At 65.0% G+C, this 13433-nt stretch carries 12 protein-coding genes and 3 pseudogenes; 10 read left to right on the top strand and 5 right to left on the bottom strand.

The genetic code is table 11. The features are described from left to right. On the bottom strand, positions 1-105 hold a 105-nt coding region (locus ABZV38_RS36910), incomplete at its 3' end, for a VOC family protein (RefSeq protein WP_356332874.1). Between the two features lie 321 nt (positions 106-426). Here ABZV38_RS36910 and ABZV38_RS36905 point away from each other — a divergent pair. Then, entirely contained in the window at positions 427-777 is a 351-nt protein-coding gene (locus tag ABZV38_RS36905; protein WP_356332872.1) for a transposase, read from the top strand. A 33-nt stretch (positions 778-810) separates the two neighbouring features. On the opposite strand, the gene ABZV38_RS36900 is transcribed toward ABZV38_RS36905, so the two are convergent. The 3 genes from ABZV38_RS36900 to ABZV38_RS36890 form a co-directional block, all read right to left on the bottom strand. After that, the gene (locus tag ABZV38_RS36900) at positions 811-945 is read right to left on the bottom strand and encodes a transposase (protein ID WP_356332870.1); all 135 of its coding nucleotides are present in this window, start codon (positions 943-945) and stop codon (positions 811-813) included. A gap of 137 nt (positions 946-1082) precedes the next feature. Continuing rightward, on the bottom strand, positions 1083-1211 hold the full coding sequence (locus ABZV38_RS36895) for a hypothetical protein (protein ID WP_356332869.1): 129 nt from the start codon (positions 1209-1211) through the stop codon (positions 1083-1085). An 18-nt stretch (positions 1212-1229) separates the two neighbouring features. Further along, a complete protein-coding gene (locus tag ABZV38_RS36890) occupies positions 1230-1421 on the bottom strand; it encodes a hypothetical protein (protein ID WP_356332867.1) in 192 nt (63 codons plus the stop codon). A gap of 159 nt (positions 1422-1580) precedes the next feature. Here ABZV38_RS36890 and ABZV38_RS36885 point away from each other — a divergent pair, with 159 nt between their 5' ends. The 4 genes and pseudogenes from ABZV38_RS36885 (at position 1581) to ABZV38_RS36870 (ending at position 7832) form a co-directional block, all read left to right on the top strand. Beyond that, the gene (locus tag ABZV38_RS36885) at positions 1581-4637 is read left to right on the top strand and encodes a BTAD domain-containing putative transcriptional regulator (RefSeq protein ID WP_356332866.1); all 3057 of its coding nucleotides are present in this window, start codon (positions 1581-1583) and stop codon (positions 4635-4637) included. Between the two features lie 100 nt (positions 4638-4737). Further along, positions 4738-4928, top strand: a pseudogene (locus ABZV38_RS36880) (IS5/IS1182 family transposase); the annotation flags it as partial. Between the two features lie 7 nt (positions 4929-4935). Beyond that, positions 4936-5947 (top strand): annotated as a pseudogene (locus tag ABZV38_RS36875) (IS1380 family transposase); the annotation flags it as partial. A gap of 262 nt (positions 5948-6209) precedes the next feature. Continuing rightward, the gene (locus ABZV38_RS36870) at positions 6210-7832 is read left to right on the top strand and encodes a 4-hydroxyphenylacetate 3-hydroxylase N-terminal domain-containing protein (RefSeq protein ID WP_356332864.1); all 1623 of its coding nucleotides are present in this window, start codon (positions 6210-6212) and stop codon (positions 7830-7832) included. Positions 7833-8024: 192 nt separating this feature from the next. Here the strand turns inward: ABZV38_RS36870 and ABZV38_RS36865 are convergent. Then, positions 8025-8194, bottom strand: a pseudogene (locus ABZV38_RS36865) (IS6 family transposase); the annotation flags it as partial. A 216-nt stretch (positions 8195-8410) separates the two neighbouring features. Between ABZV38_RS36865 and ABZV38_RS36860 the strand changes: the two are divergent. The 5 genes from ABZV38_RS36860 (at position 8411) to ABZV38_RS36840 (ending at position 12927) form a co-directional block, all read left to right on the top strand. Further along, positions 8411-9133 (top strand): enoyl-CoA hydratase/isomerase family protein, encoded by a 723-nt coding sequence (locus tag ABZV38_RS36860; protein ID WP_356332862.1) that lies wholly within the window; start codon positions 8411-8413, stop codon positions 9131-9133. A gap of 701 nt (positions 9134-9834) precedes the next feature. Then, complete coding sequence (locus ABZV38_RS36855) at positions 9835-10899, top strand: maleylacetate reductase (protein ID WP_356332859.1); 1065 nt, start codon at positions 9835-9837, stop codon at positions 10897-10899. 52 nt (positions 10900-10951) lie between these two features. Then, the gene (locus ABZV38_RS36850) at positions 10952-11818 is read left to right on the top strand and encodes a dioxygenase (protein WP_356332857.1); all 867 of its coding nucleotides are present in this window, start codon (positions 10952-10954) and stop codon (positions 11816-11818) included. Positions 11819-12081: 263 nt separating this feature from the next. Continuing rightward, the gene (locus ABZV38_RS36845) at positions 12082-12579 is read left to right on the top strand and encodes a flavin reductase family protein (RefSeq protein WP_356332855.1); all 498 of its coding nucleotides are present in this window, start codon (positions 12082-12084) and stop codon (positions 12577-12579) included. Between the two features lie 24 nt (positions 12580-12603). Then, a complete protein-coding gene (locus ABZV38_RS36840; protein WP_356332852.1) occupies positions 12604-12927 on the top strand; it encodes an integrase core domain-containing protein in 324 nt (107 codons plus the stop codon). Positions 12928-13433 lie beyond the last annotated feature (506 nt).

Below are 13433 nucleotides of genomic sequence, written 5' to 3'. Positions count from 1 at the left end.
CGGTGGCGGCGGTACGACGTACCCCAGCACCTCGCACCAGAAACGAGCGACGCGCTCAGGTTCTGCGCAGTCGAAGGTGACTTGGAACTGCTTGATCGATGCCATCGGTCCACCGTAGCGGCGCGTGCTGCTCACCGAGACCCTGGGGTGTCATCGCCGTGCGGGTCGAGGTCTCGCATGACATGAGTAGCGCCGACGGACCAGATCGCCTGAGACGACGAGCGAATCGGACCAGATCACCTGAGACAGGGGCCAATTCGCATGAGACGGGACACCCGGCGAGCGGGGGCATCCCAGGCCGTGACGGCTGTCTCAGCCAATCCAGTCCACCCAGGTCAGCGGCATCTGCGGCGACTAACTTCGCTGAGAAGAGACACGAACTAGCGAAAAGGTGATGGAACTGTAGGCTCCGCGACCGGATGCGCAATGTCGACGCTCGAACTCCGGCGCACCCATGAACTGATCCGACAGTTCGCCGCCATGCTCGATACCCGCGATGCCGCACCGCTGCAAGAGTGGCTCGACCAGCTCACCAACAGCGGACTGACACCCTTCGCCAGCATCGCCACCGCCCTACGCGAAGACCAGAAAGCGGTCGCCCAGGGAATCACCACCCCCCACAACTCCGGAGTCAACGAAGGCCGCATCACCGACGTCAAACTCCAGAAACGCGTCATGGGCGGCCGGCCCGGCGTCCCACTCCTCCGCCACCGAGTCGTACTGATCGCCCACCTACGCCGCCACTACGCAGACCAGCGGACCCTCGCTCCAAGATGATCTCGGGCTACGAAAATCTTGCCTGAGCCACGTTCATGTGTACGCCGACACATCGGGCCACGGCATGGCCCTGCGGTTCAGCTCCTGCCAGATCTTCCGGGCCCCGTAGACACGGTAGTTGGCCTGGTGGACCTCGTGAATCAGCTCCTTGAGTTCCGTATCCCGCACCGTGCGGGCGGACGGGGACGCCAGGCGTTTCTTGTGGGCGTAGTAGGGGGAAGGGGCGATCTGGCAGTCGTGCTCGGTGAGCGTCCTGCAGATCGGCTCGACGCCGCCGAAGCGGTCCCGGCGCCCGTCGATGAACGCTACGAGCGCAGATGTGGCCGGTCGAGCTCGGCCACGAAGAAACGTGCCGCGGCTTTCAGAATCTCGTTCGCACGCTTGAGTTCGGCGATTTCCTTCTTCATCGCCTTGATCTGCGCGGACTCCTCCATCCTCGTCCCCGGACGCTGTCAGGAGTCGATCTGGTCCTGCCGGACCCACTCGCGCAGCGTCTCGGTCGAGCCGATGCCGAGCTTCTGGGCGACCGCCTTCAACGCGGCGGACTCGTTCGGGTAGTCGCCGAGGACCTCGGCAACCATGCGCACCGCACGGCCACGCACCTCAAGCGGGTAGGAGAGGGTCGTGCCATGACTCGACTCCACCCAACGCGGGACAGTCCGGAATCTCTACCGAACCCGGGCCGGTTCACGTAGGCTCCAGGAGAAGCACTAAGAAGCGCGGAGGTTGGGCGATGTCGGAACGCTTGGCCTGGGGTGCTGGGGCAGGAGTCTGCTCCGCCGGACATCCTCGAAGTTGCTCCGATGGTTGAATCCGAACCCGGTCGATCGAGCGGGCCGAAGACACCAGGTCGGCACCACCGCACGATCATCAGACGGAAACTCGCAATCCCCGAGCCTGCAAAAGAGGTTGTCTACCGCCAGAGGCTCAGCCAACGCATACACGAGCTCCTCGATCGCCACACGGTGGTGAAAGTCTTTGCGACCGCCGGTGCTGGCAAGACAACCGCGGTCGTTCAGGCTCTTCGCGACCTCGATAGGCCTGTTGCCTGGGTATCGCTCGACGGGACGGAGCAAGCGCCGGGGCGGCTGCTCGTCTATATCGAGGCGGCTGTCGAGGACATAGTCTCCAGTGCAGCGGATGTCGCCTCGGATGCTCTGAGCAGCAGCCTTCAGATCGGTGAGGCAGCTGGACTGCTTGCCGAAAGCCTGCAGGGCAGTCGGCTCATTGTGGTCTGCGACAACGTGGAGCGAATCGCTTCCGACGAGAGCTGCACCGCGGTGCTGTCCTCCTTCGCCCGCTACCTGCCGTCCGACGCGAACCTCGTACTGATCTCGCGCGTCGACGTCCAGCTCGACTTGGTCTCGACCAGCGAGCGCGACCGGGTCGGCGAGCTGGTCGAGACCGACCTTGCCTTCGACGTCCAGGAGGCGAGCGCGGCACTTCGAATAGTCGGTGACGTCGACGTGGACCCCGCGCAGGCAGTAGCCGCGATGGAGGGATGGGTAACCGGCGTCTTGTTCAAGGGGTGGCGCCACGCCCGGTCTCGCGAGATGGATCGTGACTCACTACACTCCTACGTCGCCGCAAACATATTCAACTCGCTTTCCCTGACTGAACGAACGTTCCTGCTTCATACGAGCCCGTTGGGCGAGATATCGGTCGACGGAGCCCGGGCACTGGGCCAGGAGAATGCCGCGCACATCATGGCCGACCTCCGGGGCCGATATCTTCCGGTGACGTGGTCCGCCGATGGTTCGCGCATGACGCCCCACCCCATGTTCCGCGACTTCCTACAGGTGGCTCTCGAACGGGAGGACGCCAAGACGATCGGCGAGGTGCGTCGCAGACACACAGAAGTCCTGATCGCCAACGGCGCGCACGAGGAAGCCGTCGATGAGCTGCTTCGGCTCGGCGATGTGGAGGCGGCTGGGCGGTTGGCCGCCGCCGCCCTCCCAAGCCTGGTTGCGCGGATGGACTTCGCCCTGGCGGCACGTTGGCTCGATGCACTGGGTGCGTCGGTCCGGACCCCGACTCCGGAGATCGGATCCGTCGTCTTGCACGTTGCCTTTGCACTGGAGCAATGGGGTCGCGGAGTTGAGTTCATCGATCGGCACGGCTATGACTGGCTTCCAGAGCTGGGGGCTCCCAACTCGGAGGAGGCCCGCGTCCTAGCTTGTTGGTCCCTTTGGCATTCCGGACGGATCGACGAGGCCCGATCCGTCGGCGACCAGCTGCCACCTGGTCGGAACCGGCGCATCGCCGACACGTTGATCGCGGGCGCAACCGGCGAGGAGCCGCCACCCTTCCCGGAATTCTCAACGATGCCCTCCGGCCCACTCGACGGTTTACTGATGCGCCTGGCCTTCATCCGCGGTCGCCTTGACGGACTCGACGACCCAGGCACGTTCGACCCGTGGCGCACTATCCTCGGGGGTCCCTGGGTCGTTGCTGCATTGCGCGCCACAGGGCGCTTGGAAGCCGCGATGGCTATGTACGAGCCTCGTCGCGGTTCGTCGCAGCCGGTTTGGTTGCATGGCGTCGACGCCGTCGATCTCATGCTGGACCTTGGCCGCGGAGAAGAAGCCTGGTCCTTGCTTAAGCGGGGGCGGGACCTCATTGCGTCAACAGGCTCGAAGGTGTACTGGAACATGAGCCTTCTCGCTGAAGCCAAGCTGTGGCTGCGCCTCGAAGGCAACAGGGAACGTGCCGACCGCGTGCTAGCGGCGGCGGCTGCCAACGGCGCCTCGGACTATGCCCTGACGCGCGAGACGTGGCAGCTTTGGACGGGTCTTTCCATGCTGCTGCAAGGCAGAGATGCTGAGGCGCAGGAGCATCTCTCGGCATGCCTGCTGAGTATGCAGAGAGGAGACCGTCAGCTCGATCTCCCGACGGCTGCGGTGTACCTGGCCGAGGCGCAATGGCGGCTCGGCCTCGAGGATGAGTCCGACGCCACGGCAGAGCTGGCCATCGTCTCTGCCTCGGCCCACGGGACTCATCACTTGCTGCTGACAGCGTTGGCGGACATGCCATCGGTTGCGTTCAGGGCGGCGGACACCAAGCCCAGTCGCATGTCGAGCTATCACGAGGTCCTCGCCGTGCTCTCGGGCCGGCACCCCGTGCGCGTGAATGTGAGTGCGCCACGTCTCGTCCTCGAGGAGTTCGGAAAGCCGATTCTCACGGTCGACGGGAATGTGGTCCAGCCCCGCCTGACGAAGAGTGTGGAGCTGCTCAGCTATCTGCTCGTAAGCCCTGACCGGAGGGCTACACGCGATGAGCTTCTCGGCGCGCTCTTCGACGGCCGCAACGATGCTGCCGGCCGAAGCTACCTGCGCCAGGCCCTCTTCCGGCTTCGCCAGGCGCTCCCCGCAGACCTTGCGCCGTCGCAGGATGGGGATGTCTTCAGTTTGGTTGGCCCGGAGCTGGCGATGGGCTCGGGCCAGCGAGCTGTTGACATTGTCGCGCAAGCCGGAAGGCAACACGGAGAGGTTCGACTCCAGACGCTCTTGCACGCCCTCAGCAGTGCAGAGGGGGGCGCATTTCTGGCAACGGTGTCAGACACATGGGCCGCGGAGCGTCGCGTGGCTCTGACCGAGATCTTGCTGTCGGCCAGAGTCGACGCAGCCAAGTTGGCCTATCGATTGAACCGTCTTCGTGAGGCGAAGGGTCTGGTCGACTATGTGCTCCGCGACGATCCCTACCGCGAGCAGGCCTGGCAGCTCGCGATCCAGCTTGAGTATGCCAGCGGCAGCGATGACGCAGTGTTGACGCTTTATCAGCGGTACGTCGCACGGATGAGGGAGCTCGACGTCGCGCCGTCCAACGAGGTTCGCCGACTTGTCACCCAACTGCGCCAATAAGGGCTCGCGCAGATAGGCGCGATGGGATACCTCGGTAGTAGAACAGGTACAGGGCCTGTTGATCATGGAGTTGCGACGCTCTGTGATCACCGGGAGACCTGTGCCTGCCCTGCCATCATGGCTGACCGAACCCCTCTGGGACCAATCCGCGGCGCTGCTGCCGCAGCGGTCGGTCTACGATCGGCCCACCCGCTGGGCTGCCACCGCCCGCGGATCAGCGACCGGGTCGTGTTCGACAAGCTGCTCCAGCTCCTGCGCTTCGGCTGCTCCTACCAGGCGATCGCCGACACAGATGGTCCGCAAGGGCGGCGTGGATGCTGCGTTGTCGGCGGCGCTTGCGCCGTGGTGCAAGCCGCGGGCGGTGCACGACCCGGGCAAGATCCTGCTGGACCTTGCGCTCGCGGTCGCACTTGGCGGGGACTGCCTGGCCGATGTCGCGATGCTGAGGGCCGAACCGGCCCTCTTCGGGCCGGTGGCCTCCGACCCGACCGTCTCCCGGCTGGTCGACACTCTCCCCGCAGCGGGCTCTCGGGCACTGGCCGCCATCCGCACCGCACGGGCCGAAGTCCGCGACCGCATATGGCGGTTGGCCGGGCCCGATGCCCCGAACGCCGTCGGGCAGGTGATCGTGGACATCGACGGCGTGCTGGTGCTGGCCCACTCCGACAAGGAGGACGCCACACGGACCGGGAAGAAGACCTATGGACATCATCCGCTCATGGCCTTCGTCGATCACGGACGCGGCGGCTCCGGAGAATCCGTCGCGGGGCTGCTGCGGCAGGGCAGAGCGGGCAGCAACACCGCCGCCGACCACATCCAGACCACCCGCCTGGCGCTGGCCCAGCTGCCGGGGAAGTTCCGGCGCGGTCGGCACACCCTGATCCGCACCGATTCCGCCGGCGGTACCCACAAGTTCCTCGGCTGGCTCACCGCGCGCGGACGGTGGCTGTCGTACTCGGTCGGCATGACCATCACCGAGCAGATCCACCAGGCAGTGCTGCGGGTTCCCGCCTCGGCGTGGACGCCGGCCTTCGAGCCCAGCGGCGAGATCCGTGACGGTGCCTGGGTCGCCGAACTCGCCGGAGATGTCCTGGACGGCTGCGCCGGGCATGCAGCTGATCGTCCGCAAGGAACGCCCGCATCCCGGTGCCCAGTTGCGTTTCACGGACGCCGACGGCATGCGCCTGACGGCGTTCGCCACCAACACCAAGGACGCCACGATCGCCGCGCTGGAACTGCGCCACCGCCAGCGGGCCCGCGCCGAGGACCGTCTCCGCACCGCCCGCTCAACCGGCCTTACCGACCTGCCTCCACGACACCGCGCAGAACCAGCTTACGAGCAGCACCACCCCGACCGGAGCCGTGGAACCCGGCGCCCACCCGACGCGACAGCAGGGCCATCAACCTGCCCACAGGCTGAAATCTCCGCTCCCAACAAGCAGAAAGGGTCCGTCAGCGAGCTGACGAACCCTCATGCAAGATCGACGGTTAAACACCAAGCTAACACCCTGTTCGCGGTCTTATTAACGCCTTAACCGCGACGATGAGCCGCATCCCCGGAGAACTGGAGGCATGACCATGAGGACCGGTGCGGAGTACCTGGAATCTCTACGTGACGGGCGTAACGTCATCATCGACGGTGAGCGCATCGAGGATGTGACAAAACATCCTCTGACCCGTGGCTACGCCGCGCAGGCCGCACGCTTCTACGACCTGCATCACGAGCCCGAGAACCAGGCTTCCCTGACCTTCGTCGACGAGGACGGCACGCGACGCCCGGTCGGCTGGTTGTATCCGCGAAACCAGCACGACCTCGAACGACGGCGCGACTACGCCAACCAGGTGATCCGCAGCTTTGGCGGCGGCGCGTTCGGCCGCCTCCCCCAGAGCAACAACGGCAACTGGTACGCCTTCGTGGACGACACCACCCCTTGGGCTGAGCTGTCCAAGGACACGCCCGCGACCGTCGACCTCGCCCGCAACATCATCGCGGACTTCGAGGCCAACCGCGACGCGGACCTCTGGACGGTCCCCCTGCTCAACGACGTGCAGCGCGACCGCTCGGACCCCTCGGTGGCCGCACGCAACCCGATGCTCCGCGTCAAGGAGCGCAATGACGAAGGCATCGTGGTCGCCGGCTGGAAGGGGGTCTCCACCGCGGTCATATTTGCCGACACGATACTGCTCGGCAACATAGTGAAGCCTGGGACAGAACCGGAGCACATCATCTGGGCGAGCGTCCCGGTGAACCACCCGAACGTCACGCACGTGGGACGCCGTTCCAACGCCACACCCGCCGAGTCCGCCTTCGAGCGGCCGTTGTCAAGCCTCGGCGACGAACTCGACTCCATGGCGTACTTCGATGACGTCTTCATCCCGTGGGAGCACATCTACCACCTGGGCAACGTCGATCACTCCAGGTTGTATGCGCAGCGTACGTTCGATTTCGAGCACGCCGACACCCTGCACCACATGATCGTCAACGCGGAGCTCATGACCGGACTGGCGGTCCTCGTCGCACAGTCAACCGGAACGGCTCAGCACCCGGTCGTGGGATCCGACATCGCCGACCTCGTCCGCTTCCACGAGACGCTGCGCGCCTTCAGCATCGCTTCGGAGGCGACCGCGTTCGTGACGCCCAGGGGGCTGTGCAAGCCGAACAACATCTTCTACGACTTCGGCCGCGCGCACTACCTCGAGAATGTGGGCCGGCTGACGGAGAAGCTCGTGGAGATGTGTGGCCGCTCAGCGGTGTTGTCGCCGAGCGAGAAGGATTTCGAGGTTCCCGAGATCGGCACCAGGCTTCTGGAGATGTTCCACGGCACGACGTTGAGCGCGCACGACAAGGTGCGGCTCTTCAAGTTCGTCCAGGACCGGTTCCTCAGCGACTGGGCCGGACGCTTCAGGTCGTTCGAGAGGTTCCAGGGCACGCCGTTGTTCCTCATCAAGCTGCTGACGATGCAGCGCATCTCGACCGACCCCGGCGGCTCCATCACCGAACTGGCCCGCGAGGCAATCGGTCTCGGCACCACCGACGAGATGACCGCACGCGCCGTCGCCGAGCGCGAGGAGTTGTTCGCCTCGGTAACTCCCGTCGCTAGCGAGCCTGCGCTCGCTCGGGCCGCCGCAGCCAACCAGGGCTTCTCCCTGGACGACAAGGATCAGCCCGACTACATAAAGACCCAGGACGCATGACCGCTGCCGATGTGCTCGGCCCGCAAGAGCCCGCGGGCCGAGCACATCGGCAGCGCGCTTCGCCCGCCGGCGATTCAGGAGGCCGTCCATAAACGCGGTCCGGCTGCCCTCAACGGGCGTTGTCACGTTGTGGCGAGTGTGAGTGCCTGACGGTGCGCAAGGGCGTCGTCGGCCTGGGGCGTTGACCCTGGATCAGGTCGTCGCGGGCTGGCCGACGGCGCCGTTGATCTGCTCACAGTTGGCGAAGCGGACGGTCATTTCGGCTCGGTAGTCGGGGGCGGTGTGTAGGTGGCGCGGGGTCGGGAGTGGGGGGAGATGCCGCTGAACGCGGACAGGAACCGCTGGGCCCCGCCCACGCTACGGCTCCTCGACCTCATGGCACCGGCACATCACGCTCGCCATGCTTCGCGACGCGGTCACCGGAACCACCTGGCTCCCACCCGCAGCCCGCGCCTGACCCCCCAATCAGCCGCTGACCATCCGTCACCCGCCGCCACCCACGCTCAAAACCGTCACAGCACGTAACCGCGGTGAATGTTTACCCCAGTAGCCCAATGCCACGCGATAGGATGTGAGCCATGTCGGCCTCGGAATTGACTGCCGTCCAAAGTCAGCGTGATGGCGCTGTCGTGACCATCAAGCTGGCAAACGGGAATGAGAATCTACTCAATCCCGATATCATGAACCAACTGCACGACGCGATCGCCGCTGCTGATGAAGACGAAGCTGTGCTTGCGATCGTGCTCACCGCAGCCGGTGAAAAGTTCTGTGGCGGACTCGACGTCGCGGAGATCCAAAATGGTGGCGATCCTGTCGAATTTGCCACCGCGCTCGTGAGACTGCTGAAACTGATGCCGCAGATCGGCACAGCTCTGGTGGCCGCGATCAACGGTGACGCCCTTGCCTCAGGCTTTTCGATCGCGTGTGCCTGCGACCTCGTGGTAACCGTCCCGGAAGCCCGTCTCGGCACGTTCGAAGCCGGCATCGGAATCTGGCCGATGATCGCCCAGGTGCCACCGCTCCAGCGGCTGATGCCCCGACATGCGCTCCAGAACATCATCACCGGCGTGCCGTTTTCCGCGGAGGAGGCGCTACAGTTCGGCGCAATCAACCGGATTGTGACTGCTGATCGTCTGCACCGTGAGTCAAGGGAAATGGCCTTGGCCGCGTCTGTCGCAGGTCCGATGCTGGCCACCGGCCGCAAGTCCTTCTACCGTTTCTGTGATCTCTCGTATGACGATGCGCTCGACGAGGCCCTCGACGCCTTCACCGAAATGCTCAAGTCGCCCTCTACGCACTAGTATCTCATGGATGTACGGTTGACGCTCTCGGACGGTGCATTCACCTTCAAGTGATCCATGTCGGCTACGCCTTCGTGGAACAGGCTGAAATGAGAGATTGACCTCGATTCGTCCGCTCGCCATCGACGGCCATGGCGAGATGTGCCGGAAGGATATGGGCCGGGAGTCGGTCGCACTATTCAAGGAATTCCCGTCCCAGATATTCCTGCACGATGCCGGAGAAGTCCTGGCCTTCTCCGATGATCCTGCCCTCCGCATCGATCACCAGGGCGTATCCATCGGTGTCCACAAGATATGTGAGGCCATCGAATGTGTACGTTCCGGGGGGTTTTCACGGCGGCTCCCGATATTTCGATTGCCCGGCCGGTCTCGATGCGAGCACGAGCTCTTCGCCTGGTCGCCCAGGGTTTACCCGTCAGCCCGGACGCGTATCGCATGAATGGGTGATTCCCCCTGCTCGTCAGGGATCCTCGACCCATCTCGTATCACTCGACCAAGTGATGCGCTTCACCGGACTGGAAGTGCTAAATGACGGCGCTCACGAAATCAGTCATCGGTCCGATGAACGGGTTCGCGAAATCGCACGCCCCCGGTTCTTGACGCCTCGCCCTTCGGATGACGAGACTCCGGTGGACAACGGTTCCCTTTCGGCAAAATGTTTGTCCGGAATGCATGAGTCGGTGTCAGAGTGAGGAATTCTGATGAAAGCGTTCGTTCATCGGGGACAAGTCACCAAGGTGGTGTTCGGCAGGGGGACACGCAGCCGTATCCCTGACGAGGTCGTGCTCATGGGCTGCGAGCGCATGGTGGTGCTGTCCACCCCGAACCAGGCGGGGCAGGCTGCCGAGATGGGTGACCTCCTGGGCGCAGCGACGGTCGGGCACTTCGCCGAGGCGACCAGGCACACACCGGTCGAGGTCACGGAGAAGGCGGTGGCGTACGTCCAGTCGGTCAAGGCCGATGGTGTGCTCACCGTCGGAGGAGGATCCACGATTGGTCTCGGCAAGGCCATCGCGGCCAGGACCGGACTTCCGCAGCTGGCGCTGCCCACGACGTACGCGGGATCGGAGATAACTCCGATCCTGGGGGAGACCGAAGGCGCCCGCAAGACCACGCGACGACTGCCCGAGGTCCTCCCCAGGACCGTGGTGTACGACGTCGACCTGACGCTGACGCTTCCTCCCGCCGTGGCTGCGGTCAGCGGCGTCAACGCCCTGGCGCACGCGGTGGAGGCGCTCTACGGACAGGACCACGACCCCATCGCGAACCTCATGGCCGGTGAGGCGGTCGACGCACTGATCCGTTCCCTGCCGGCGGTGATACGGCGCCCGGACGACCCGGAGGCACGCGCCGGGGCACTGTACGGCGCTTGGCTGGCCGGTACCTGCCTCGGGTCAGTCGGGATGGCGCTGCATCACAAGGTGTGTCATGTGCTGGGTGGCACGTTCAATCTGCCGCATGCCGAGACGCACACGGTGGTGCTTCCGCATGTCCTCGCCTTCAACGCGGCAGCCGCGCCCGATGCCGTCGAGCGCATCGCACGCACGCTTCCCGGCTCCGAGGGCGGTACAGCGGCCGCTCTCTTCGACTTCGTCGGAGAACTCGGCGCCCCCCGCACCTTGAGGGACCTGGGCATGCCGGAAGCGGGGATCGACCAGGCAGCCGACCTGATCGTCCAGAACGCCTACTGGAATCCGCGCCCGGTGGACCGCTCATCGGCCAGGGCGCTGCTGACCCGGGCATGGGCCGGCGAACGCCCAGCCTGATCCTCTCCTGCGCACTTTCCACCACAACAGCTTCATCACCAGGGAGCCCCTCATGCGTGACCCCAACAGTGAAACCATCACGAATGCGGTAATCGCCACCTTGGACGGCGCCAAGGACCCCCGTACCGCCGAGATTCTCGAGGCGCTCGTCCGTCACGCCCATGCCTTCGTCCGCGAGGTAGGACTGACCGAAGAAGAGTGGGCCACCGGCATCGACTTCCTCACCCGCACCGGTCACCTGTGCACCCCGACGCGGCAGGAGTTCATCCTGCTCTCCGATGTCCTGGGCGTCACCATGCTGGTGGACGCGCTGAACCACCAGCGCGAGTCGGTGGCCACCGAGAACAGCGTCATCGGCCCCTACTTCCGCGAGGACCGGCCGGAGCACTCCCACGCCGCCGAAATCTCCGGGGGCCTCACGGGTACCCCGCTCTTCTTCGAGGGTCTGGTGACCGATCACAAGGGCGAGCCGGTCTCCGACGCGGCTGTCGACGTGTGGCACAGCGACGCCGACGGCCACTACGACGTCGATGTCCCGGGCCTGCAGGAGACCGCGATGCGCGCCCTGCTGCGGAGTGACGGCGAGGGTGGCTTCGCCTTTCGTTCCATCCGCCCGGCGAGCTACCCGATTCCGGGGGACGGAACGGTGGGCGAGCTCATGCGGGTCGCGGACCGGTCCTTGATGCGCCCCGCTCATGTCCACGTGGTCATCGACGCGCCCGGCTTCCAGCGGGTGACGACGATGCTGTTTCCGTCCGACGACCTGTACCTGGAGCAGGACCCGGTCTTCGGCGTCAAGGACTCGCTCGTGGTCGATTTCGCCTCCCACGAAGCCGGAACCGGACCGTACAGCGACCGCACGGACCAGCCCTACACCTTGCTCCGGCACACCTTCGTTCTCGCCCCCGACCAGGGCTGAGCCCTCGCCGGTGAGCGTTGCCTGTGGTGAAAGCGGTTTCCAAATGGCAAGGCTTCCGGCCGACCGGAGCGTAGAGCCCTCGAGAGAGATCAGGGATCTGGTGGACCGGCTGCGGCATTGACCCGCCGCCACCACCTGGAACACACGCAATACCCGCTTCGCTGCATGGATCACATCAGTTTCCCCGTCGTTAATGGGCACTGGAGCACGCTCCAACTCACCCACAACACAGGGCTCAGATCAATCTTCAGGGAGGTCTACCGATGTCCGAGAGCCTTGAGATGCCCGAAACCCTTGACATGAAGCACGCCTTCCGGGCCACGATGAGCCGACTCGCCTCGGGGGTCAGCGTCATCACTACCCGGTCGGGGGACGCCCCGATCGGCATGACGGCCAGTGCCGTCACGTCCCTTTCGATGGACCCCCTGCAGCTGATCGTCTGCATCAGCAACCGCCTCTTCACCCGTGGCGCGATCGCCGAGCACGGACGATTCACCGTCAACATCCTCGGGGAAGGCGGTCAAGCGCTCGCCAAGAACTTCGCGACCTCCAAGAAGGACAAGTTCGCAGGCGTGAGTGTCAGCGAGGAGCACGGTGTTCCGGTGCTCAAGGACGCCATCGCCTCCGTCGCGTGCGATGTGTCGGCGGCACTCCCCGGAGGGGACCACACCATTTTCGTCGGCGACGCCCGACACTTCGAGCACCAGGTGGAAGCCTGGCCGCTGGTGTACTTCGCGGGCGCGTTCGGCGCCATGACCTGAGGGCATCGGCGGCCTCATCCGGTCATGTCGGCGGGTGAGGCCGTTGAAGCGTCTCCTCACGCTGCTCCTCGCACCCCTGCCCGCATGAACGCCCACTGCGAGCGAGTGATCGGCAGTATCCGCCGCGAGGCGCTGGACCACGTCTTGGTGCTCAACGAAGCCCACGCACGACAGGTCCTGACTCAGTATCAAGATCACTACAACGGGCATCGACCCCACCGGGCCCGGGAACAGCGACCACCCGACGCCATCGAACAGCCCACCTCAGTCCATACCCCCGACGGCCGCCAACTACTACGCACCCGCATCCTCGGCGGCGCCATCAACGAATATCCATACGTGGCATGACGTGCAGCGATGACTTTCCGAGCCCCACAGGGAGCGGGACCTCCCGGCGGCTCTTGGAGCTCTTTCCGATGTTCCTGCGATCGTCAAAACAGTCAACCAACTCACGCTGGAAAACCATCAGCTCCGCGAACGACTCATGCACCCAGCGCCGAATGTCATTGCCCTTCGCGGCCGGCACTCACCACGCCCCGGCGAGTGACACCCCCTAACACGAGCGACTGGCAGTCGTGGAAGGCTGCTTCGGTGGAGATCAGATCCCTACATCCCTACCGGCACCCACAACGCCTATCTCACCTTCACCTGCAGCCAGTGTGGGCAGCTGGCGGATCTCGTGCTCGTCAACTGGTTCGACCTCGGTCACGGATAAGGAGGGTTATGGTCGATCCCGGTCCGCGCAGGTCGGCTCTCTATCACGGCAGCTGTAGATGCGGTCGTGTGACGCGTCGGTGCTGGCCAGCTGGGTGATGGGGCGCCTGCGGGCATGAGTACGGCCACCGTGATCATGG

This window comes from Streptomyces sp. NPDC005181 (genome assembly GCF_040608395.1).
In the GTDB taxonomy this organism is placed as follows: domain Bacteria; phylum Actinomycetota; class Actinomycetes; order Streptomycetales; family Streptomycetaceae; genus Streptomyces.
The sequence above is the reverse complement of the archived record's forward strand: the minus strand, read 5'-3'. Positions and strand labels throughout refer to the sequence as shown.